This window comes from Nocardia sp. 149-1B (assembly GCF_057747975.1).
This window is the reverse complement of the sequence record NZ_CM173233.1, coordinates 736,156-755,735: the sequence shown is the minus strand read 5'-3', so window position 1 is coordinate 755,735 and position 19,580 is coordinate 736,156. Positions and strand designations below refer to the sequence as shown.

The 19,580-nt window shown below is 72.3% G+C and carries 23 protein-coding genes; 8 read left to right on the top strand and 15 right to left on the bottom strand.

All coding sequences use genetic code 11. The features are described 5' to 3' along the window. Together AC3ANS_RS03650 and AC3ANS_RS03645 are read right to left on the bottom strand one after the other, a co-directional pair. The gene (locus AC3ANS_RS03650) at positions 1-1,563 is read right to left on the bottom strand and encodes an alkaline phosphatase D family protein (RefSeq protein ID WP_488294804.1); all 1,563 of its coding nucleotides are present in this window, start codon (positions 1,561-1,563) and stop codon (positions 1-3) included. 74 nt (positions 1,564-1,637) lie between these two features. Then, positions 1,638-2,048, bottom strand: coding sequence for a hypothetical protein (locus tag AC3ANS_RS03645; protein WP_488294803.1), 411 nt, complete (start codon positions 2,046-2,048; stop codon positions 1,638-1,640). 76 nt (positions 2,049-2,124) lie between these two features. On the opposite strand from AC3ANS_RS03645, the gene AC3ANS_RS03640 reads away from it, so the two are divergent. After that, positions 2,125-2,568: a MarR family winged helix-turn-helix transcriptional regulator gene (locus AC3ANS_RS03640; RefSeq protein WP_488294802.1), complete on the top strand. Its 444-nt coding sequence runs from the start codon at positions 2,125-2,127 to the stop codon at positions 2,566-2,568. Here the strand turns inward: AC3ANS_RS03640 and AC3ANS_RS03635 are convergent. After that, a complete protein-coding gene (locus AC3ANS_RS03635; RefSeq protein ID WP_488294801.1) occupies positions 2,565-3,383 on the bottom strand; it encodes a helix-turn-helix domain-containing protein in 819 nt (272 codons plus the stop codon). The two genes, AC3ANS_RS03640 and AC3ANS_RS03635, sit on opposite strands and share 4 nt — an antisense overlap. Positions 3,384-3,434: 51 nt before the next feature. Here AC3ANS_RS03635 and AC3ANS_RS03630 point away from each other — a divergent pair, with 51 nt between their 5' ends. Continuing rightward, complete coding sequence (locus tag AC3ANS_RS03630) at positions 3,435-3,992, top strand: maleylpyruvate isomerase family mycothiol-dependent enzyme (protein WP_488294800.1); 558 nt, start codon at positions 3,435-3,437, stop codon at positions 3,990-3,992. A gap of 143 nt (positions 3,993-4,135) precedes the next feature. Here AC3ANS_RS03630 and AC3ANS_RS03625 read toward each other — a convergent pair whose 3' ends face one another. From AC3ANS_RS03625 to miaA, 7 genes are all read right to left on the bottom strand, one after another. Continuing rightward, positions 4,136-4,912, bottom strand: a complete 777-nt coding sequence (locus AC3ANS_RS03625; protein WP_488294799.1) for an SDR family NAD(P)-dependent oxidoreductase — start codon at positions 4,910-4,912, stop codon at positions 4,136-4,138. 60 nt (positions 4,913-4,972) lie between these two features. After that, on the bottom strand, positions 4,973-5,800 hold the full coding sequence (gene dapF / locus AC3ANS_RS03620) for a diaminopimelate epimerase (RefSeq protein WP_488294798.1): 828 nt from the start codon (positions 5,798-5,800) through the stop codon (positions 4,973-4,975). Next, positions 5,793-6,431 (bottom strand): pyridoxamine 5'-phosphate oxidase family protein, encoded by a 639-nt coding sequence (locus tag AC3ANS_RS03615; protein WP_488294797.1) that lies wholly within the window; start codon positions 6,429-6,431, stop codon positions 5,793-5,795. Before AC3ANS_RS03615 ends, dapF begins: the two co-directional genes overlap by 8 nt. Positions 6,432-6,453: 22 nt before the next feature. After that, positions 6,454-8,265, bottom strand: a complete 1,812-nt coding sequence (gene ggt, locus AC3ANS_RS03610; RefSeq protein ID WP_488294796.1) for a gamma-glutamyltransferase — start codon at positions 8,263-8,265, stop codon at positions 6,454-6,456. A 17-nt stretch (positions 8,266-8,282) separates the two neighbouring features. Then, positions 8,283-8,807, bottom strand: coding sequence for a dihydrofolate reductase family protein (locus AC3ANS_RS03605; RefSeq protein WP_488294795.1), 525 nt, complete (start codon positions 8,805-8,807; stop codon positions 8,283-8,285). Beyond that, the gene (locus tag AC3ANS_RS03600) at positions 8,804-9,709 is read right to left on the bottom strand and encodes a helix-turn-helix domain-containing protein (protein ID WP_488294794.1); all 906 of its coding nucleotides are present in this window, start codon (positions 9,707-9,709) and stop codon (positions 8,804-8,806) included. The genes AC3ANS_RS03605 and AC3ANS_RS03600 overlap by 4 nt, the downstream gene beginning before the upstream one ends. 521 nt (positions 9,710-10,230) lie before the next feature. Continuing rightward, the gene (gene miaA / locus AC3ANS_RS03595) at positions 10,231-11,163 is read right to left on the bottom strand and encodes a tRNA (adenosine(37)-N6)-dimethylallyltransferase MiaA (protein WP_488294793.1); all 933 of its coding nucleotides are present in this window, start codon (positions 11,161-11,163) and stop codon (positions 10,231-10,233) included. A gap of 18 nt (positions 11,164-11,181) precedes the next feature. Here miaA and AC3ANS_RS03590 point away from each other — a divergent pair, with 18 nt between their 5' ends. From AC3ANS_RS03590 to AC3ANS_RS03570, 5 genes are read left to right on the top strand one after another with little or no spacing between them, the layout of a single operon-like run. Beyond that, complete coding sequence (locus tag AC3ANS_RS03590; RefSeq protein WP_488294792.1) at positions 11,182-11,439, top strand: hypothetical protein; 258 nt, start codon at positions 11,182-11,184, stop codon at positions 11,437-11,439. A gap of 1 nt (position 11,440) precedes the next feature. Next, positions 11,441-11,620 carry a hypothetical protein gene (locus AC3ANS_RS03585; protein WP_488294791.1) on the top strand — a complete coding sequence of 60 codons (180 nt, stop codon included), beginning with the start codon at positions 11,441-11,443 and terminating at the stop codon, positions 11,618-11,620. Further along, entirely contained in the window at positions 11,617-12,135 is a 519-nt protein-coding gene (locus AC3ANS_RS03580; protein WP_488294790.1) for an NUDIX hydrolase, read from the top strand. The genes AC3ANS_RS03585 and AC3ANS_RS03580 overlap by 4 nt, the downstream gene beginning before the upstream one ends. A gap of 47 nt (positions 12,136-12,182) precedes the next feature. After that, positions 12,183-12,443: a hypothetical protein gene (locus AC3ANS_RS03575; protein ID WP_488294789.1), complete on the top strand. Its 261-nt coding sequence runs from the start codon at positions 12,183-12,185 to the stop codon at positions 12,441-12,443. Next, the gene (locus tag AC3ANS_RS03570) at positions 12,440-12,745 is read left to right on the top strand and encodes a hypothetical protein (RefSeq protein ID WP_488294788.1); all 306 of its coding nucleotides are present in this window, start codon (positions 12,440-12,442) and stop codon (positions 12,743-12,745) included. Before AC3ANS_RS03575 ends, AC3ANS_RS03570 begins: the two co-directional genes overlap by 4 nt. 20 nt (positions 12,746-12,765) lie before the next feature. On the opposite strand, the gene AC3ANS_RS03565 is transcribed toward AC3ANS_RS03570, so the two are convergent. The 4 genes from AC3ANS_RS03565 to AC3ANS_RS03550 all read right to left on the bottom strand — a co-directional run bounded on the left by AC3ANS_RS03565 (position 12,766) and on the right by AC3ANS_RS03550 (position 16,982). Then, positions 12,766-13,446 (bottom strand): hypothetical protein, encoded by a 681-nt coding sequence (locus AC3ANS_RS03565; protein ID WP_488294787.1) that lies wholly within the window; start codon positions 13,444-13,446, stop codon positions 12,766-12,768. A gap of 110 nt (positions 13,447-13,556) precedes the next feature. After that, positions 13,557-15,038: a tRNA (N6-isopentenyl adenosine(37)-C2)-methylthiotransferase MiaB gene (miaB, locus tag AC3ANS_RS03560; protein ID WP_488294786.1), complete on the bottom strand. Its 1,482-nt coding sequence runs from the start codon at positions 15,036-15,038 to the stop codon at positions 13,557-13,559. Between the two features lie 223 nt (positions 15,039-15,261). Beyond that, positions 15,262-15,897, bottom strand: coding sequence for a response regulator (locus tag AC3ANS_RS03555; RefSeq protein ID WP_488294785.1), 636 nt, complete (start codon positions 15,895-15,897; stop codon positions 15,262-15,264). After that, complete coding sequence (locus AC3ANS_RS03550; RefSeq protein ID WP_488294784.1) at positions 15,894-16,982, bottom strand: sensor histidine kinase; 1,089 nt, start codon at positions 16,980-16,982, stop codon at positions 15,894-15,896. The genes AC3ANS_RS03555 and AC3ANS_RS03550 overlap by 4 nt, the downstream gene beginning before the upstream one ends. 110 nt (positions 16,983-17,092) lie before the next feature. Here AC3ANS_RS03550 and AC3ANS_RS03545 point away from each other — a divergent pair, with 110 nt between their 5' ends. Next, complete coding sequence (locus AC3ANS_RS03545; RefSeq protein ID WP_488294783.1) at positions 17,093-17,824, top strand: hypothetical protein; 732 nt, start codon at positions 17,093-17,095, stop codon at positions 17,822-17,824. A gap of 3 nt (positions 17,825-17,827) precedes the next feature. Here the strand turns inward: AC3ANS_RS03545 and AC3ANS_RS03540 are convergent, their stop codons facing one another. Further along, positions 17,828-19,399, bottom strand: a complete 1,572-nt coding sequence (locus AC3ANS_RS03540) for an alkaline phosphatase PhoX (RefSeq protein WP_488294782.1) — start codon at positions 19,397-19,399, stop codon at positions 17,828-17,830. Positions 19,400-19,580: the final 181 nt, after the last annotated feature.

Sequence of the window (19,580 nt, the reverse complement as noted above, 5' to 3'; positions counted from 1 at the left end):
TCAGCTGACGGGTTCCAGCCCCCGCGACCACAGCACGGCACCGGAGCCGTCGTACAGCGTCACGGTCAGGGCCCCGTCGGCGGCGATCGCGACGTGGCCGAAGAACTGGTTGCCGGCCCGGGGCGACTGGGTCCACGCGCTGGTCTCGTTGCCCTTCGAGAAGACCACCTCGGGGCCGAAGGTGCCGTCGAGCTGGGCGTCCTTGGTCGCGAACGTCCCGGCCGCCGCAGGTCCCGAGACGAACTCCCAGAACGGGTCGAAGTCGGTGAACGCCGCGCGGTCGGGGCTGTAGTGGTGGGCCGCGGTGTAGTGGACGTCGGCGGTCAGCCAGACCACGTTGCGGACCCCGGCGCGCTGGAACGCCGCGAGGATCCGGGCCAGCTCGGGCTCGCGGCCGGTGGGCGGACCACTGTCGAGGTTCGGCACGCTGTCGAGGTCGTCGGCATGGTTGGACGGCGCGGAGAGCGGCAGGTCCGCGGAGATCACCTTCCAGGTCGCCCGTGAGCGGGTGACCTGCTCGATCAGCCACCGCTCCTGCTCCGGACCGAGGAGGCCCGGCTGGTCCGGGCCCGCCGACGTGGGGTTCGGTCCGCGGTAGGAGCGCATGTCGAGGCAGAACAGGTCGAGGTGCTGCCCGCGGGGAACACGACGGTAGATCCGCTGCAGCGCGTGGCCGTCACCGCCACGCTCGACCAGGGTGCGGACCGGCACGGGCTGGTACTCCTGCCAGGCGCGGCGCCCGCGCAGGGCCAACACGTCGGCGCGGCGCTCGGTGTAGCGGTCGTCGTCGATGACCTCGCCGGGGTACCAGTTGTTGCAGGTCTCGTGGTCGTCCCACTGCGAGACGGTCGGCACCTCGGCGTACAGCGCGCGGACGTTCTCGTCGAGCAGCGGGTAGCGGTGCCGGCCCCGGAACTCCTCGAGCGACTCGGCGACCTTGCCGACCCCCTCGGCGACCACGTTGCGCCAGGTCTCCCCCGTCGGCTCGGGCACGGACTCGTAGATCTCGATGTCGGCGTAGATCGTGTCGCCGCAGTGCAGGAAGAAGTCCGGCCGGGTCTCGAGCATCGTGCGGTACGTCGTGAGGCCGCCCAGGTCGGGGTTGATCCCGAAGCCCTGGCCGCAGGTGTCGCCGGACCACACGAACGACTGTGCCGCGGTGTGGATCGGTGCCGTGGTGAAGCTGACCCGCTCGACCTCGCCCGCGGCTCCGTCGGGTCCGGTGAACCACAGGTCGGCGTCGTACCGGCGCCCGGGCGCGAGCCCGTCCAGCACGAGCCGCGCGGTGTGGTCGGCGCGCTCGTCGGCCCACACCCCCTCGATCTCGCGCAGGACCCTGCCGTTGCTGGAGATCCGGGCATCGAGGCGGCCGTCGGCCGTGGCACGCGACCAGAGGACCGCGGAGCTCGTGGTCACCTCCCCGGAGCGCGCCCCGTGGCTGTGCTCCACGCGTTCCCGGGCCAGGGCCGGGGCGCTGTTGCGGACGCCCCAGGCGACCAGGCCCGGGGTGCCTCCGATCGCGACCCCTGCCATCAAGGTGGTGCGTCTCCCGAGGAGGACCATGGCCTCGACGCTGTCGGCGCCGCTCGACGCGCGCCGTACGCCGACATGTCGAGTCGGTCAACAGCGGGTGAGGATCAGAGCGGGGCCAGCTGGGCGCGAGCCCGGTCTCGCACCTGGGTGAGCACGCGTTGTGCGGCGGCGACGTCCTCGAGGGGCAGGTCCCGCCAGATCGGTGCGGTGCGGGCGGCGATTTCGGCCTGCACGTCGGCGACCAGGGCACGCGCTCGGTCGGTCGGCCGTCCGTCCTGGAGCAGCCCGCCGTCGGTGAGGCCGCGGACCAGCCCGGCGGCATCCTCGAAGCGCGCGCGGTCGGACACCGCGGCGACGAGCTGGTCGTCGCCAGTCACCTCTTCGGCGAGGAGGTTCGCGAGACGCAGGGTCACCCACTGCGGTTCGGTGAGCCGCCCGGCCAGGACCTGGTGGAGCAGGGCGTTGAGGGTCTTCTCGGTCTCGCCGATGAGCTGGGGTCCGAAGGGGGTGGACATGTCGCATCTCCTATTCGTTGGTGCGACCAACGATAGCCGATCATTGGTCGCGCCAACAATCCCTTAGGCTGGGCGCGTGACGACCTTGCGACGGGTAGCCGACCGGCCCACGTGGCTCCTCAGCCGGGCGAACGCCCGCGCCCAGGGCCTGCTGGCCGAGGCTTTCTCCGCGGCCGGGGTGCGCGGCTACCACTTCCGGCTGCTGGCGGCGCTCGATGAGCACGGGTCCTCCAGCCAGGCCGACCTCGGCCGCGCGACCGGGATCGACCGCAGCGACGTCGTCGCCGCCCTCGATGAGCTGGACGGCTGGGGACTGACCCGCCGCGAGCCGGACCCGTCCGACCGGCGACGCAACGTGGTGTTCCTGACCGAGGCCGGCGCCGCCCGGCTGGAGGAGCTCGATGCGGTGCTCGGAGCGGTCCAGGACGCCGTCCTCGAGCCGCTGTCGCCGGCGGAGCGGACCACGTTGCGCCGGTTGCTGCGCAAGCTCGGACCCACCGACTCCTGGCGCGACTCCTAGCGAGGCTCGGCCGCGAACTCCCCCGGCGTGAGGCCGGTGACCGCGCGGAAGTCGCGGCCGAAGTGGGCCTGGTCGGCGTAGCCGAGGTCGGCGGCGACCCGGGCGAGGTCGGGACGGTCGTCGGCGCGCAGCCGTTCGGCGGCCTCGTGCAGGCGCCGGCGCTGGATCAGCCACTTGGGGGTGAGCCCGATCCTGCGCGCGGTGAGCCGCTGGAGGGTGCGCTCGCCGATCGCGAACTTGTCGCAGACCTGGCTCACGCGCTGGACGTCCGGGTCGCCCTCGACGTACTCGACGATCGCGTTGACCAGCAGCCCCTCCTCGTCGAGCGGCAGCAGTGCTCGCAGGGATGCCTCGACGGCCGCGACCGCCGCTCGCTGGCGGGCCGGGTCGTCGGGGTGGTCCGCGATCGCGTCGCGGATCCGACGGGCCAGGTCCGCGTCGGGCAGCGGGACCGCGCGGTCGGTGAGGGTGCTGACCGGGCCGCCCACGAGCGCAACGCCGGCCGCGGGCTGGAGCATGGTGCCGAGCGCCCACCCCGAGCCGGCGAGCTCGGTGGTGGACAGGCCACTGGAAGGGCCGACGAGGGTCGCGTAGCTGTCGGAGACCACGAGCAGGCAGACGGGGTACTGCAGCACCCGCTGCGTGGAGGCAACGCCCGCGGGCAGGTCCCAGACCGGCATCCAGTAGCGACGCACCAGCGGGGCGAGCCCGGGCGACGGGGCGAACCGGTGGATCGGCGGGGTGTAGCCCGAAGGGTCGAGCAGATGGGCGCGTTCGGTCGGATCGATGCGCCTGATGTCGCTGCCGCCCGTCATGTGTCGGATTCTTTCAAGAGCCACCGACACCGCGACCCCGATGCTCCTGGCATGACCTTCTTCCTCGACGCCGCCGACCGCTTCTCGGCCCTCGTCTCCGCCACCACCGACTGGTCGGCGCCCAGCCCGTGCGAGGGCTGGACCGCCGCCGACGTCCTCGACCACGTCGTCGACACCGAGCGCGACTACCTGACCCGGATGGACATCCTGGTCGGTGACCGGCCCACGGGCTCACCCGCGGAGGTGTGGTCGGCGCACCTCGCCGCCGTACGTCCGATCGCGTCCGACAGGGCGGTGACCGGCCGCGAGTACGACGGGTTCTTCGCGCGCACGACGATCGGCGCGACGCTCGACAGCTTCTACGGCTTCGACCTCGTGATCCACGGGTGGGACCTCGGCGCCTCGCAGGGCGCCCCGACCACGTTCTCCGAGGCGGACATGGATGCGCTGGACGCGGCCTTCGAGGGCTTCGGCGACCACGCGTACGACGACGGGGTGTTCCGCCAGCCCGTCGAGGTGCCCACGGACGCCTCGCGCCAGGTCCGGCTGTTGGCCCGGATGGGCCGTCGGGCTGAGTGCCGGGACGCACCCTCCTCGGTGGTCGAGTAGCCGTCGCGAGGAACGAGCGACGGCGTATCGAGACCCAACGCGAATGGGGTCTCGATACGCCCGTCGCGGCTTCGTTCCTCAGCCGCGGGGCTACTCGACCTGGCTGCTGCGTCCGAGTCGGCGCAAGCGCCGCCTCGGGCAGCTCACTTGGGAGGCATCCGGATGCCGCCGTCGACCCGGACGACCTCGCCGTTCATGTAGCTGTTGGTGATGCACTCCACGACCATGCTGGCCAGCTCGTCGGGCACCCCGAGGCGCTTGGGGAACAGCACGCTCTCGCCGAGCTTGGCCTTGAACGCCTCGGCCTGCTCGCCCTCGCCGTAGATCGGGGTGTCGATCAGGCCGGGGGCGACGGTGTTGAGGCGGATGCCGGCAGCGGAGAGGTCGCGGGCCACCGGGAGGGTCATGCCGACGACGCCGCCCTTGGAGGCGGAGTACGACGCCTGGCCGATCTGACCGTCGAACGCCGCGACGCTGGCGAGGTTGACGATCGCCCCGCGGCAGCCGTCCTCGTCGGGCTCGTTGCGGCTCATGGCGGTCGCGGCGAGGCGGGTCATGTCGAAGGTGCCGATCAGGTTGATCGCGATCACCTTGCGGAACGCCTCGAGGTCGTGAGCGGAGTCGAACTCGCCGTCGCGGCCGATCGTGCGCTGGGCCCAGCCGATGCCGGCGGAGTTGACGCAGGCACGCAGCGGCGCGATCTCGGCGGCCGCCTCGACCGCCGCCCGGATCTGGTCGGTGTCGGTGACGTCGACCTGGGCGAACACCCCGCCGATCTCCTGGGCGAGCGCCTCACCCTTGTCGGCCTGCAGGTCGGCGACCACGACGATCGCGCCCTTGGCGGCGAGCTGGCGGGCGGCAGCTGCGCCGATGCCCGACGCTGCACCCGTGACGATGGCACTGGCTCCGTTGATGTCCATGGCGCGAGCATAACCACGCTCACAGTGGCGCTGTCACGGTCGGTCGCGTCCCTCGACCGCTCAGAGCGACGTGGTGCCCCGGGCGACGACGACGGCGGGGCCGGTGAGGAGCACCCGGTCCTCGGCGGTCCAGGTGACGGTGAGCGTGCCGCCGGGGACGTCGACGCGGTAGGCCACGTCCGCCCCGTCCGGCCGGGCGCCGTCGGCGAGCGCCGAGGCCACCATGACCGCGCAGGCGCCGGTGCCGCAGGAGCGGGTCTCGCCCGAGCCGCGCTCGTGCACGCGCATCGCCAGGTGGCGCTCCCCGCGGCGTACGACGAACTCGACGTTGACCCCGTGGGGATAGGTCTCCGGGTCGTGGCTGGGCGGGTCGAGCAGTGGGCCCACCGGCCCGTGCGGGTCGAGGGAGTCGACGAACGCGACGGCGTGGGGGTTGCCCATGTCGACGTGGCGCGCCGGCCAGCTCGTCGTGCCGACGCCGACCACGGTGTCGCCCAGCACCCGAGGGGTCCCGAGGTCGGCGGTGATCAGGTCGCCCTCGACCCGCACGACCTTCACCCCGTCGCGGGTGTCGATCTCGATCGGCGCCGCAGGGTCCGCGAGGCCCTCCTCGATCAGGTGCCGCACGAACACGCGCAACCCGTTGCCGCACATCTCGCCGATCGAGCCGTCGGCGTTGCGGTAGTCCATGAACCACCGGTCCTCGCGGAGTACGACGCGCAGCACGCCATCGCCACCGATGCCGGCGCGCCGGTCGCAGAGCGCCCGCACCCGCGCCGCCATGGCCTCGGCACTGAGCTCGCCGTGGATGGTGCCGTCGTGGTCGGGCAGCAGCACGAAGTCGTTCTCGGTGCCGTGGCCCTTGAGGAACGGGTAGGGCTCAGGCATACAGGCCTCGCTCGTAGTTCTCGGGGCGGTAGTAGTCGTCGAGCTGCTCGACCGTCAGGTCGCTGGGCTCCACCGCCGCGGCGATCACGGCGCGGCGCGGCACGACCGCCTCGGGGTTCCACGTCTCGGGCTTCCACAGCGCGGAGCGCAGGAACGCCTTGGCGCAGTGGAAGAAGATCTCCTCGATCTCCACCACGATGGCCAGCACCGGGCGGTGGCCCTTGACGACCATCTGATCGAAGAACGGCGCATCACGCACCAGCCGCGCACGCCCGTTGATGCGCAGCGTGTCGCCGCGGCCGGGGATGAGGAAGTTCAGCCCGACGTGGGGGTTCTCGAGGATGTTCCGGTAGCCGTCGGCGCGCTTGTTGCCGGGGCGCTCGGCCAGCGCGATCGTCCGCTCGTCGATGACGTGGACCAGGCTGCCGGCCGGATCCCCCTTGGGAGAGGCGTCGCAACGGCCGTCCGTCGAGGAGGTCGCCAGCACGCAGAACGGCGAGGCCGCGAGCCAGTCGCGGTCGACGTCGAGCAGCGCCGTGCGGCCCTTGTCGCGGGCGCGGGCGTTGGGCTCGCCGAGCAGGCCGACGAGCTCGTCGACGGTGCTGATCTCGGCCCAGGGCGTGGTCTCCACACCCCTCACGGTACTGGCGACGTCACCTGCGTTGTCGGTGCACGACGGTGGCTGAGCCGCCGCCGCGCCGCGTCGGCTCGGCCGCGACCGTCAGCCGCCGGCCGGGCCCGAACTCGATCCCGGTCGCCGCGCCGATCTCGTGCGTGCCGGTGAAGACGTCCTCGTAGGTCTCCACGTCGTGGCCGAGCGCAGCCAACGCATCGCCGTACGCCGTGACGAACGCCGGCTCGGCGAGGTCGGCGGCGGTGTTGCGCTGGGTCGCTCGCGGGGCCGCGATCGCCTGCGGCAGCGTCATGCCGAGGTCGATGCGGTTGACCAGGATCTGCAGCACCGTCGTGATGATCGTCGACCCGCCGGGCGAGCCGACCGCGAGGAACGGCTTGCCGTCACGCAGCACGATCGTCGGCGCCATCGAGCTGCGCGGCCGCTTGAGCGGCTCGATCCGGTTCGGGTCGGCCGGGTCGTAGACGGCGTCGAAGTCCGTGAGCTCGTTGTTGAGCAGGAAGCCTCGGCCGGGCACGACGATCCCCGAGCCGCCCGTCTGCTCGATGGTGAGGGTGTACTCCACGACGTTGCCCCACCGGTCGGCCACGGTGAGGTTGGTGGTCTCGACGTTCTCGGTGTCCCGCGCGGCGGTTCCGCGGCCGGGGCCGGGGCCACAGACGCCGTCGTACGACGAGACGTCGCCCGCCGCGACCGGCTTGTCCGCCGCGTGCGCCGGGTCGATCGCACAGTCCCGCTCCGCGGCGAACTCGTCGCTGAGCAGGTCGCCGAGGGGAACGTCGACCTGCGCCGGGTCGCCGACGTACGCCGACCGGTCGGCGAACGCCAGGGCACTCGCCTCGAGGTAGAGGTGCAGCGCCTCGGCACGTGGCAGCGAGCCCAGGTCGTGGCGCTCGAGGATGTTCAGGGCCTCGCCGACCGTGGAGCCGCCCGACGAGGAGGGCGCCATGCCGTAGACGTCGAGCCCGCGGTAGCCGACGTGCGTGGGCGCCCGGTCGACGGTGCGGTAGCGCTCGAGGTCACGGCGCGCCATGAACCCGCGCGGCACCGGCAGCGTGGTGCCGGCGGTCGTGGGCGGGCGGCGTACGGCGCGCACGATCTCGCCGGCGATGGCACCCCGGTAGAACGGCCGGGTGCCGCGATCGGCGAGCAGGTCGTAGGTGGCGGCGAGGTCGCGGTTGCGGAACACGCTGCCGACGCGCGGCGCGTGCCCACCGGCGTAGTAGAGCCGGCGCGTGGGGACGAACGCCTGGAACCGTTGCTCGTTCTGCACGACCTGGTCGTGGAACGTCTGGTCGACCACGAAGCCGCGCCGGGCCAGCACCTCGGCCGGCTCGAGGGACTGCGCCAGCGAACGGGTGCCCCAGCGGTGGAGCGCGCGCTGCCAGGTGGCGAGCGTGCCGGGCACACCGACGGAGACGCCGCTGGTCACCAGCTCCGGGGAGAAGTTGTAGGGCTCGCCCGTCGCGGGGTCGATGAACGCGTCGTGCGGCATCGCAGCCGGCGCGGTCTCACGGCCGTCGATCGTGTGGACCTTGCCGGTCGACGCGTCGTAGTAGACGAAGTAGCCGCCCCCGCCGATGCCTGCGCTGAACGGCTCGGTGACGCCGAGCGCGGCGGCGGTCGCGACCGCGGCATCCACCGCGTTGCCGCCGCGGCGCAGCACCTGCAGGCCGATGCGGGAGGCGTCCGGGTCGACGGAGGTGACGCCGCCGCCGTACCCGACCGCGGTTGGTCGCTTCGGCGTGGTCTGCGGCCCGGCGTGGGCCGGGGTGGCGACGAGCAACGTGGTGGCGAGCGTGAGTGGCACGACGATCCCGAGACGGCGCATGCGCGCCCCGTGCCCGCTCAGGCGGGCGGCGAAACCGCGTAGCGGGCACAGAGGAACTCGCGGTTGCGGGCGTGCTCCTCGAGCCGCAGCTCGAGGCGCCGCGGCAGCAGTGGGGCGCCGCCGCCCAGGGTGAGGGGTGCGTACTGCACCCAGATCTCGTCGAGCAGCCCGGCGTCCGCGAACTGGCCGACCAGGTCGCCGCCGCCGATCAGCCAGAGATCCTGACCGTCCGCGGCCTCGGCCATCTCGGCATGGACGTCACGTACGTCGCCGCTGGTGAACGTGATGCCGTCCTGAGGCGCGAACGAGCGATGGGTGAAGACCCAGGACGGCATGGTGAAGTCCCAGCCGCCCGGGTCGTTGTCGAGGATCCACTGAAAGGTGGTCGCGCCGAGCGCGGCCGCACCGATCCTCGCGCGGAAGCCCGGGTAGCTCATCGGCCCGTCCTCGTCGATGTCGCGGCTCAGCAGCCAGCTCAACGAGTTGTCCGGGTCGGCGATGAAGCCGTCGAGCGAGCTGGCGGTGTAGTAGATCGTCTTCATGCGGTCTCTCCGGATCGTCGTCGCAGCCAGGTGATGGGGTCGCCCTCGTCGACCTCGACACCGAGGTCGCGCAGCATCGAGCGCGCCGTGAGGCGCCGGTGGGCGGCGTAGGTGAGCACGTCGGCGAGGATGCTGCCGACCACGAAGCTCTCGGGCGGGTCGCACAGCGCGTCGATGATCCGGTCGTCCCAGGCGCCGCGGCGGCCGATGTCGCGGACCATCTCCAGCCAGCGCGGCGCGAGGTCGTCGTGGCGCGCGAGCAGGGCGGCCGGGCTGTCCGCGCGATCGGTGGGGAACTCACCTCCGAGGATCGCTGCCAGCCACACCTCCTTGGTGAACACGGTGCGTTCGAGCACCGACGCCACCGAGGGCTCCGGACCCTCCCACTCCACCACCTGGTGGCCGGGTCGCAGCTCGCGGCGGAAGTCCTCCTCCGGGAGCTGCTTGGCCTGGTCCAGCAGCGTGCGGGTGTCGTCGAGGTCGTGGTGGACCATCAGGTCCAACGGCTGGGTCATCGTGCGCTCCCCGGTGTGCACCCACAGCGACGTGGGCGGGTGGAAGTGGATCCCGTTGGGCGCGGGCAGCCAGTGGCTCCCCGCACCGGTCTGGGACGGCGGGTGGCCGTACGCCCGTGCGTAGGCACGGCTGAACCCCTCGACGGAGTCGTAGCCGGCGGCGAACGCCGCGTCGGTGACCGAGCCGCCCTGGCGCAGCTGCCACGCGGCCCGCTCGAGCATCACCCGCCGGCGCATCGCGACCGGCGGCTCGCCGGCGCCCGCCGAGAGCTGGCGGGTGAAGTGGTACGGCGACGCGAACGCCCCGCCCGCCATCTCCCCCAGGGTGGAGTGCTGCTCGTCGAGCACCGCGTCGAGCAGCTCTCGGAGCCGGTCCTGTCCCGCCATGCCCTCAGTCTGGCGGCGACCCACGTCCGCGCGCCCGACCGTTCTTGCTCACCCGCAGGCCCGAGTCGGCGCAACTGCACGCCAGAAAAGCCCGAGTCGGCGCAACTGCACGTCAGAAAGGCCCGAGTCGGCGCAACTGCACGGCAGAAAGGCCCGAGTCGGCGCAACTGCACGCCAGAAAAGCCCGAGTCGGCGCAACTGCACGTCAAAAAGGGCCCGAGTCGGCGCAACTGCACGTCAGAAAGGCCCGAGTCGAGTCGGCGCAACTGCACCCGCATCTAATGTGTCGGTTTGGCCGCCGCGCCGGCTGCGGATCGATCTGGGGTCGGTGCTCCGACGTGGTTGCGGTTGGCGGCAAGTGGTCCCTGTGCGTGCAGACGCGCCGACTCGGCGTCCCTGTGCGTGCAGACGCGCCGACTCGGCGTCCCTGTGCGTGCAGACGCGCCGACTCGGCGTCCCTGTACGTGCAGACGCGCCGACTCGGCGTCCCTGTACGTGCAGACGCGCCGACTCGACCCTCGTCAGCGAGCGGCGACCAGGCCTACGGCGTGGTCGACCAGGTCGGGGTCGTCGTAGCGGATCCAGGCGACGCGGGGGTCCTTGCGGAACCACGAGTCCTGACGGCGGGCGAACCGCCGAGTGGCGATCACGGTCCGCTCCCGGGCCTCGTCGAGGGTGAGCTCTCCGGCGAGGTAGGCCGTGACCTCCCGGTAGCCGATCGCCCGGCCGGCGGTGCGGCCCTCGGCCAGCCCCTCACCGAGCAGCCGTTGCACCTCGGCGACGAAGCCCGCCTCGAACATCGCGTCGACCCGGGCCGCGATCCGCTCGTCGAGCGTGGGCCGGTCGATGTCGACGCCGATCTGGACGGTGCGCGGGTCGGCGTACTCCAGCGTCGGCAGCGAGGCGGTGAACGGCCGACCGGTGATCTCGACGACCTCGAGAGCACGCACGATCCGGCGGCCGTTCTCGACGAGGATCCGGGAGGCCGCCTCGGGGTCGACCGAGCGGAGCCGGTCGTGCAGCACCGCCGGGCCGACGTCGGCGAGCTCGTCCTCCAACCGGCGGCGCACCGCGTCGTCGGTGCCGGGGAACTCGAACCGGTCGAGGATCGCCCGCGTGTACAACGCGGAGCCGCCGACCAGCACCGGCACGCGTCCGCGCTCGCGGATCTCGGCGACGGCGGCCCGAGCCCACCGCTGGAACTCCGCCACCGTCGCGGGGTCGCGGACGGTGAGCGTGTCGAGCAGGTGGTGGGGGATGCCGCGGCGCTCGGCGGGCGGCAGCTTCGCCGTACCGATGTCCATGCCGCGGTAGACCTGCATCGCGTCGGTGTTGACGATCTCGCCCCCGAGCCGCTCCGCGAGGTCGAGGGAGAGACCGGTCTTGCCGGACGCCGTCGCCCCGACCACGGCCACCACGACCGCACTCGGCGCACCGTTTGCGTGGGAGGCCATGTGGTTAGTGTGACAAGCATGAGCGAGCCCGAGGACACGACCCAGGACACGGCCCAGGGACCGGTCGACCCGCACGGCGAGGGCGGTCTCGACGCGCCCGCGCCTCCCGGCGGCCCGCAGCGCACGGACACCCCGGACGGGCCGTACGGCGTGCCGCCCGGTGAGCACGAGAGCGAGCTGCCCGACGAGGACGACGCGGCTGCGGGCAGCGCCCTGCAGGAGGAGAATGCGGAGACGTCGCTCGATGAGCCGTCCGACGGCTCGGGAGGTGAGTGAGATGAGCGAGTTCGACCTGACCGAGGACCTCGAGCCCGAGGAGTCCCCGCACGAGGAGGAGTACGAGGCCTCCGAGCACGAGGCGGTGTCCGACGACACCGGCACGGTCTACGAGAGCCACGGCGAGCCGGCCCTGACCCCGCACGACCTCGAGGCCGACTCCGAGGCAGACGAGACGTGACCGACGGCGTGACCGACGGCGTGACCGACGGCGTGACCGACGGCGTGACCAAGTCAGTGATCGACAGGTTCGTCGTCGTCCCGGCTGCCTACGTCTTCCTGCTCCGCGACGGAGTCGCTGGGCCCGAGGTGCTGCTGCAGCTGCGCCGGAACACCGGCTACATGGACGACCACTGGGCCGCGGCCGCAGCCGGGCACGTCGAGAAGGGCGAGACGGCGTACGACGCCGCGCGACGCGAGGCGCTGGAGGAGATCGGCGTGACCGACCTCGACCTCACGTTCGTGACCGCGATGCAGCGCACCCGCAGCGCGGAGCCGATCGACGAGCGCATCGACTTCTTCTTCACCGCCCGGTCCTGGGTCGGGGAGCCGCGGATCGTGGAGCCGCACAAGGCCGCCGACCTGCGTTGGTGTCCTCTCGACGCGCTCCCCGAGCCGGTGGTCCCGCACGAGCACGCGGTGTTGGACCTGGTGCGAACGGGTACGGCTCCGGCGTACACGACGTTCGGATTCTGACCAGTCGGGCCCCGGCCAGTCGGTCTCCGTCAGGGGAGGGAGAACCCATGTCACCCGAGCTCGGACCGATGCCCACGCCCCATGTGGAGCCCGGTGAGCCCAACCCCGGCGGGGTCGACGCGATCGGGGACGACAGCGGTCCGATCCTGATCCCCGACCTCACGCCGGAGGAGAACCCCGCCATCGAGGAGGCGCCCGACCCGCTCAAGGAGCAGGTGGACGGCAGCGAGGACACCTCGACCAGCGCCACCCGCAGCGCGGGCGGCGAGCACGAGGGAGCCGACGAGGACAAGGAGTCCCCCGCATGAGCGACAACGACGCAGCCCAGAAGCACACCGACGAGGAGATCCAGTCCTCCACTCCCGGTTCGAGCGGCCCGGCGCGGGCGTCCGGCGACATGGGCGTCAGCAGCGAACGGGTCGGCCACGCCGGTCCGGGCCAGGAGGCGACCGACGGCACGCGGTACGTGTCCGCCGAGGGTGCCGACCGCACCGAGGCTGAGGACGCCCGCCCCGAGCAGTCGACCGGCAACCCCGAGCTCAACCCGACCGGGCTGCCGCCCAAGGCGGGATACTCCGAGCGCGACCCACGCTCCGACGACGAGGTCTGACCGCAGGGCCTCGAACGGGTCTAGGGGCAGTTGACGGCCGCGACGTCGACCGAGAGCACCTTCCGTCCCTTGGCGGTCACGTCGACGTGCGTCGACCCGCCGGCGGGCACGGGCAGGTAGTCGTTGGTCGACGATGCGGCCCGGACGGTGAACGACGCCGACGAGCCGCCGTAGGACGACGCGACCGTGTAGGCGACCGCTTCGTCACTGGTGGACCGGTTGTCGAGCACGATCTGGGCGACGGAGTCGGCTCCGCGGCAGGAGACGCCGCCGAGCGACGCCCGGGGGTCGACGGTCGCGACGTAGCAGGACGCGAGCGCCGGGACGGTCCTGGAGAGCCGCAGCTCCTCGCGGCCCATCTCCGGGACCCGGACCCGTACCGAGGCCGTGGAGCGCTGCGGGACGGAGACGGTCACCGTCCTCGTGCGGTGCGCCGGCACCCACACGTAGACGACGGGATCGGCGAACCGGTCGCCCTCGCGGACCACCTTGAACTGCGCCCGGCGAGCGGACCGCGAGTTGTCCAGGACGATGGCGCGGCGGGTGATGCCGAGGTGGCCACGTTCGCTGCACGTGGAGCGGCCCGACAGGCTGGCGCGAGCGTCGTACCCCGTGGCGGCGGTCGTGGCTCCGGCGGTGGTCAGCAGGGTGGCGACGGCGCCGAGTACGGCGGTCGCGGTCGTGATCGTGATCGTGCGCATGAGAGGGTCCTTTTCCCGAGGTGACATGACGGCGTCAGCCTCCGCAGCGCGGCGTCGCCGAGCAAGGCGCTCCTCGCGCGCTGTGGAAATGAGTCGGGCGGACCGACCTGTCAGCGACAGGCGGGGGCGTCGGGCAGCGGGGCCGGGACGCCGAGGGTCGGCATGCCGAGGGTGACTCCGGCAGGCGCCGGTGCCGCGTGCCGAGCCTCCCAGGCGTCACCGGAGCGGGTACGGCGTACGTCGACCACGGCACCGTCGGCCACGAGATGGTGCGGCGCGGCGTAGGTGATCTCCACGGTCACCATGTCGCCCGGGCGCACCTCCGCGCCTGACGGCGGGGTGAAGTGCACGAGCCGGTTGTCGCGGCCGCGGCCGGAGAGCCGGTGGGTGGCGGCATCCTTGCGCCCCTCCCCCTCGGCGACCATGAGCTCGACGCGCCGGCCGACCAGCCGCTTGTTCTCCTCCCACGCGATCTCGTTGACCACGGCGACCAGCCGCTCGTAGCGGTCCTTGACGACCTCCGGTGAGATCTGGTCGGGCAGCGTGGCGGCCGGGGTGCCGGGGCGCTTGGAGTACTGGAACGTGAACGCCGCCGAGAACCTCGCCTCGCGCACCACGCGGAGCGTCTCCTGGAAGTCCTCCTCGGTCTCGCCGGGGAAGCCCACGATGATGTCGGTGGTGATCGCCGCGTCGGGCATCGCGGCGCGGACCCGCTCGATGATGCCGAGGAACTTCTGCTGCCGGTAGGACCGGCGCATGTCGCGCAGCACCTTGTCGGAGCCCGACTGCAGGGGCATGTGCAGCTGCGGCATCACGTTCGGCGTCTCGGCCATCGCCTCGATGACGTCGTCGGTGAACTCCGCGGGGTGCGGGCTGGTGAACCGCACCCGCTCGAGCCCCTCGATGTCCCCGCAGGCCCGCAGCAGCTTGGAGAACGCCTGCCGGTCTCCGAACTCCACGCCGTACGCGTTGACGTTCTGGCCGAGCAGCGTGATCTCCGAGACACCCTCGGCGACCAGGGCCTCCACCTCGGCGAGGATCTCGCCGGGCCGGCGGTCCTTCTCCTTGCCGCGCAGGCTCGGGACGATGCAGAACGTGCAGGTGTTGTTGCACCCCACCGACACCGAGACCCAGGCGGCGTACGCCGACTCGCGCCGGGTCGGCAGCGTGGAGGGGAAGACCTCGAGCGATTCGAGGATCTCGACCTGCGCCTCCTCCTGGATGCGCGCCCGCTCCAGCAGCGTCGGGAGCGACCCGATGTTGTGGGTGCCGAACACGACGTCCACCCACGGCGCCCGGGACGTGATCGTCTCGCGGTCCTTCTGCGCCAGGCAGCCGCCGACGGCGATCTGCATGCCGGGCGTGGCGGCCTTGATCGGCGCCAGGTGGCCGAGGTTGCCGTAGAGCTTGTTGTCGGCGTTCTCCCGCACCGCGCAGGTATTGAACACGACGACGTCGGCCTGGCGGCCCTGAGGCGCAGCGACGTAGCCGGCGTCCTCCAGCAGCCCGGTGAGCCGCTCGGAGTCGTGCACGTTCATCTGGCAGCCGTAGGTGCGGACCTCGTAGGTGCGCCCGGCGGAAGTAGCAGTCATGACAGTCGTCAAGGGTACGGCGAGCCCCGGCGTGCTTCGAATCGCGCTGGGTACCGGCCCGCCATGACGACAGCACCCTTCGAACCCGACCCGACCATAGACCCCGGACTCGTCCCGGACTCGGATCCCGAGACGGCCCCGAACCCGGTGGCACCCGGCGAGACCAGGCCCCCCGACGCACCCGAACCACAGCCGACGGAGTCCTGACCGCGTCCCGGCGGCTTCAGCCGAGCCCGGCGTCCCGGGCGACCACCACCGCCTGGGCGCGATCACGGAGGTCGAGCTTGGCGAAGAGATGACGCACGTGCGTCTTCACCGTGGCCATGGTGATCACGAGCTCGGCGGCGATCTCGGCGTTGGACCTGCCGCGTCCGATCAGCGCCAGGACCTCGCGCTCGCGGTCGCTGAGCGTGTCGAAGCCGGGTGGCGGGGAGGGCTGCGGCGGTCGCGCCGCGAAGTGGTCCATCATCCGCGCGAGCACGGCGGGTGCGACCACGGGATCGCCGGCCGCGGCCCGGCGTACCGCCTCGACGAGCGCGTCGCCGGTGACGTCCTTGAGCAGGAACCCGACAGCCCCGGCGCGCAGTGCGTCGACCACGTGCTCGTCGACGTCGAACGTCGTGAGCACCAGCACCCGGGCACGGGCCGAGCGAGTGATCCGGCGGGTCGCCTCGACCCCGTCCATCCCGGGCATCCGCACGTCCATCAGCACCACGTCGGGGTCGTGGGCCGCTACGGCGGCCACCGCCTCCGATCCGTCGCGTGCCTCGGCGACGACGTCGAGGCCGCCCAGCTCCAGGATCAGGCGGAGGCCCTGGCGGACCAGATCCTGGTCGTCGACCAGGAGCACGCGGGTCATCGGGGCAGCACCACCCTTACGTCGAACCGCCCGTCCCGCACGAGCGCCTCGAAGCCGCCGCCGAGCAGCTCCGCGCGGTGCCGCATCCCGGTGAGGCCGCGGCCGGGCTCCGGAACCCGGGCGGAGGCAACCGCGTTCGAGGCGGTGACGAGGACCTGCGTGCCCTGCCAGTCGACCTCGATGGCGACGGGCCGCCCCGGTGCGTGTCGGCCGGCGTTGGTGAGGCACTCACGCACGATCCGGTTCACCGCGAGCCGGGTCTGTGCGTGGTCGGACACCACGCCGGTGACCGTGAGGCTGTTGGCGATCCCCGCCTCTCGCGCACGTCGGGCGAGCTCCTCGAGGTCCTCGGCCGGGTCCGCCTGCCCGCCCGAGAGCACGTCGAGCACGCCGCGGATCTCGGCGAGCGTGCGGTGCGCCGTGACGCGGATCGCCTCCACCGGCTCGGCCGCGCGATCGGGCGCCAGCCGGAGCGCGGCCGACGCCGCCTCCGCCTGGACCGCGATCAGGGTGACCTCGTGACCGACGACGTCGTGGAGCTCCTGGGCGATCCGGGCCCGTTCGGACTCGACCGCCGACTCCTCGGCGCGCCGACGTTCCTGCTGGAGGCGGTCGGCGAGCCGAGCGAGCTCGGCGTTCTGGCGGCGCTCGTGCGCCAGGAGCTGGCCGGCCAGCACCGGGGCGGCCACCACGAGCGCCGCACCGATCGCCGCCACCGGGTCCTCCGGGCCGAGCAGCGTGCCGATCGCGCCGGCCACCGCTCCCCAGGCCGTCACCACCACGATCGCGCGCCGCGGCGCCCCCTGGCTGCCGAGCGCGAAGAACTGCAGGATCACCACCACGAACCCCAGCACCGGGAACCCGTCGAGCGGCATCACCCAGGGCAGCGTCGAGAGGAACGACGACACCACGGGGCGCGTACGTCGCCACGCCAGCGGCAGCGTCGTTCCCAGCACGTACACGTGCCCGAGCCCGTGGTCCGCGATCGGCCACACGCTCGCCTGCACCAGGCCGGCGCTCAGGAACCCGACGGCCAGCGCGGCGTCGAGGCGGGTCACGCCGAGGCGGGCGACGACAGAGGTCACGTCCGCAGAGTAGGGCCCGCGCGGCCCGGTCGGCCTCAGCCCAGGGGCTGATCCGAGGAGCCGCCCTGCGGCCGATGTGACCGCGCCGGGCTGGTTCCTACGGTCTCCGCATGACTCACACCGACACCGCACTCGCGGCACCACCGGCCCGGACCTCGGGCACCGACATCGCCCGGCTCAGCACGTGGTGCGGGCTCGCCTTCACGGTCTGCCAGCTCACCGTCATGGTGTTCATGACCCTTCTGGTCCTCCCGCACGGCGGGTCCCCCAGCGACCCCGCCCTCGAGCGCGGCCGCAACGTCCTCGACGCGGCCGACGCCTACCGGCTGGGCAACTACGCGTTCATGGCCGCAGGCTCGCTGCTGCTCGGCTTCCTGGGCGCGGTGCACCTCAGGTTGCGGCGCGCCGATGCCAGCGGCGTGCTGGCCACGGTCGCGGTGGCGGCCGGAACCCTGCTCGCCCTCGTCTGGCCGCTCGCCGGCGTGCTCCACGACGTGGCCCTGGACACCGCCGAGACCGGTGCCGACGTGCGGATCCTGGGCGCGTGGGACGCGGTCGCGCCGTACTCGCTGGCGTTCTCGGCCTTCCCTCGGGTCTTCCTGCTGCTGGCTCTCGTGCTCGGCCTGCGGATGGCCGGTGGCTCCCGCTGGCTGGAGCGCAGCGGGCTCGTGATCGCCGGGCTGAGCCTCCTGGGCAGCGCCACGCTGGTGGCGGGCGCGTTCTTCCCCGCGCTCGCCGTGAGCACGCTCGCCTACGAGGTCTGGATCGGCGTGCTGGCCTGGCACTGGCTGCGCGAGCCTCGGCCCGCCCGGAGTGCCGCCGGACGGGCCGAGGTGGGGTGAGGGTCAGCGACCCCAGCGCACCTCCCAGGTGGTGTTGTCGCCGTGCTGCTGGGTCCAGAACGTCCGCCACGTCCCGCTCTTCGAGTTCGGCACCTTGGCGCCGAGGATGCCGGCCACCGTCGAGTCCCCGTCGGAGACGTGGATGCCGGTGATCTCGTTGTCACCGTCGTTGTAGGGCAGGCCCGCGGAGGAGTCGTACGTCGCCGACGCGTCCCGGCCCTCGGCGAGCCAACGGACCGGCCGCGGGGCGCGGTCGGTGCCCCGGTGGTGCGGTCGGCCGGTCGCCAGGTTGTAGAGGTAGCCGGAGTCCAGCGCGTTGCGCTGCCCGTGGAGACCGTCACCGGCGTCCTCGACGACGAGCAGGTCGTCCTTGGTCAGGAACGAGATGTTGTCGAGCCCGGTGTGGGCCTGGTCGCCGACGGCGACGATCGACAGCGTGCCGGTCGCGGCGCTCGGCCCGGACTGGGTGATCTTGAAGACGCCGCCGTACGCACCGGGCAGGGTGCTGGTCGTCGTGGTGTCACCGGTCTCGGTGAAGTAGAACTCGCGGAAGTCGGTGCCCGGGCGGAACACGCCGTTCTCCGGGCGCTTCATCGGCGTTGCGCCCGCGGCCTTGGCGGCGGCGGTCGCGTCGAACGCCACGGGCGCACCGGTGTGGACGGTGACCCACTTCGTCTTGAACGACGTGCCGTAGGTGTGCAGCTGGGTGATGAAGGAGTCCGAGGGGTTGCTCTGCAGCTGGTCGGCCGTCGCCGGGGTGCCGTCCTTGCGCGCGATCTGCAGCGCCTGCAGGGTGCCGCCCGCGGCGAGGTCGGCCTTGTTCGTGGGCACGAAGCGGTACACGTAGCTGTTCGGGACCTTGCCGCCCGACGCCGCGGCGCCGCCGATGTCCTCGACGAGCCAGACGTTGCCGTCCTTGTCGTTCTGGACGCCTTCGTAGCCTCCGGAGCCCAGGGCGTCGAGGCGTACGGCGTGGCCGTCGACCGGGTCGCCCTTCGCGTCGAGCGTGACCCCGAAGACGCCACCGGCGGGCGCCTTGGACTCGGCGGTGAGCAGCAGCTGGTGGGTGAAGGGGTCCCAGGTGATGCCGTCGATCGTGGGGTAGGCCTTGCCGTCGGCGTCGGTGTCGGAGATCAGCGTGACCCGCTTGGACGGGTCGGTCTGGTCGAGGTCGATCCGCGTGACGTAGCCGCGGGGGCCGCCCTCGTGACCCTGGTAGAGGTAGTGCTTGTCACCGAAGGTGAGGTAGACGTTCTTGTCCGGCTCGGTCTTCAGCGACTCGTTCTGCGCCTGGGTGAGCGGACCGCCGGCCAGGGTGTTGTAGCCGTAGTGCGTCACGCCGTTGGCGGTGTCGGGGTTGACCAGGGGCAGCGCGCCCCAGGCGACCGAGGTCTCGGTGGCCGACGGGGTGAGCATGTTGCTCTCGACGCCGAAGCGCGGGTTGGCGCTGGGCACGTTGACGACCGTCGTCGAGCCGCTGCCACCGTGGGCCTGGGCCGGCACCACGCAGAGGAGAGCGAGGCTGCCGGCGGCGATAGCGCCGAGACCGGCCTTGGCGATGAACTGAGATGTCACGATGAACCTTTCGAGGTTGCAGGCGATCTGCCGATCCGAGACCCCCGACCCGGACAGTCCGGAGCCTCGACCTCGTCCGTGACCGCCGAGCGTCCAGGGCGTGAAATCCGGTACTACGCTGCCGAACGCGTCAGCTCGACCGGCTCGACCCGAATCCCCTGGTTTCGGTATCCGCCGCGCG

What these genes read in the sequence shown, in the direction of transcription:
- AC3ANS_RS03650 (WP_488294804.1), bottom strand. Translation starts at nt 1,563, where the DNA reads ATGGTCCTCCTCGGGAGACGCACCACCTTGATGGCAGGGGTCGCGATC.
- AC3ANS_RS03645 (WP_488294803.1), bottom strand. Translation starts at nt 2,048, where the DNA reads ATGTCCACCCCCTTCGGACCCCAGCTCATCGGCGAGACCGAGAAGACC.
- AC3ANS_RS03635 (WP_488294801.1), bottom strand. Translation starts at nt 3,383, where the DNA reads ATGACGGGCGGCAGCGACATCAGGCGCATCGATCCGACCGAACGCGCC.
- AC3ANS_RS03630 (WP_488294800.1), top strand. Translation starts at nt 3,435, where the DNA reads ATGACCTTCTTCCTCGACGCCGCCGACCGCTTCTCGGCCCTCGTCTCC.
- AC3ANS_RS03625 (WP_488294799.1), bottom strand. Translation starts at nt 4,912, where the DNA reads ATGGACATCAACGGAGCCAGTGCCATCGTCACGGGTGCAGCGTCGGGC.
- dapF (WP_488294798.1), bottom strand. Translation starts at nt 5,800, where the DNA reads ATGCCTGAGCCCTACCCGTTCCTCAAGGGCCACGGCACCGAGAACGAC.
- ggt (WP_488294796.1), bottom strand. Translation starts at nt 8,265, where the DNA reads ATGCGCCGTCTCGGGATCGTCGTGCCACTCACGCTCGCCACCACGTTG.
- AC3ANS_RS03605 (WP_488294795.1), bottom strand. Translation starts at nt 8,807, where the DNA reads ATGAAGACGATCTACTACACCGCCAGCTCGCTCGACGGCTTCATCGCC.
- AC3ANS_RS03600 (WP_488294794.1), bottom strand. Translation starts at nt 9,709, where the DNA reads ATGGCGGGACAGGACCGGCTCCGAGAGCTGCTCGACGCGGTGCTCGAC.
- miaA (WP_488294793.1), bottom strand. Translation starts at nt 11,163, where the DNA reads ATGGCCTCCCACGCAAACGGTGCGCCGAGTGCGGTCGTGGTGGCCGTG.
- AC3ANS_RS03590 (WP_488294792.1), top strand. Translation starts at nt 11,182, where the DNA reads ATGAGCGAGCCCGAGGACACGACCCAGGACACGGCCCAGGGACCGGTC.
- AC3ANS_RS03585 (WP_488294791.1), top strand. Translation starts at nt 11,441, where the DNA reads ATGAGCGAGTTCGACCTGACCGAGGACCTCGAGCCCGAGGAGTCCCCG.
- AC3ANS_RS03575 (WP_488294789.1), top strand. Translation starts at nt 12,183, where the DNA reads ATGTCACCCGAGCTCGGACCGATGCCCACGCCCCATGTGGAGCCCGGT.
- AC3ANS_RS03570 (WP_488294788.1), top strand. Translation starts at nt 12,440, where the DNA reads ATGAGCGACAACGACGCAGCCCAGAAGCACACCGACGAGGAGATCCAG.
- AC3ANS_RS03565 (WP_488294787.1), bottom strand. Translation starts at nt 13,446, where the DNA reads ATGCGCACGATCACGATCACGACCGCGACCGCCGTACTCGGCGCCGTC.
- miaB (WP_488294786.1), bottom strand. Translation starts at nt 15,038, where the DNA reads ATGACTGCTACTTCCGCCGGGCGCACCTACGAGGTCCGCACCTACGGC.
- AC3ANS_RS03555 (WP_488294785.1), bottom strand. Translation starts at nt 15,897, where the DNA reads ATGACCCGCGTGCTCCTGGTCGACGACCAGGATCTGGTCCGCCAGGGC.
- AC3ANS_RS03545 (WP_488294783.1), top strand. Translation starts at nt 17,093, where the DNA reads ATGACTCACACCGACACCGCACTCGCGGCACCACCGGCCCGGACCTCG.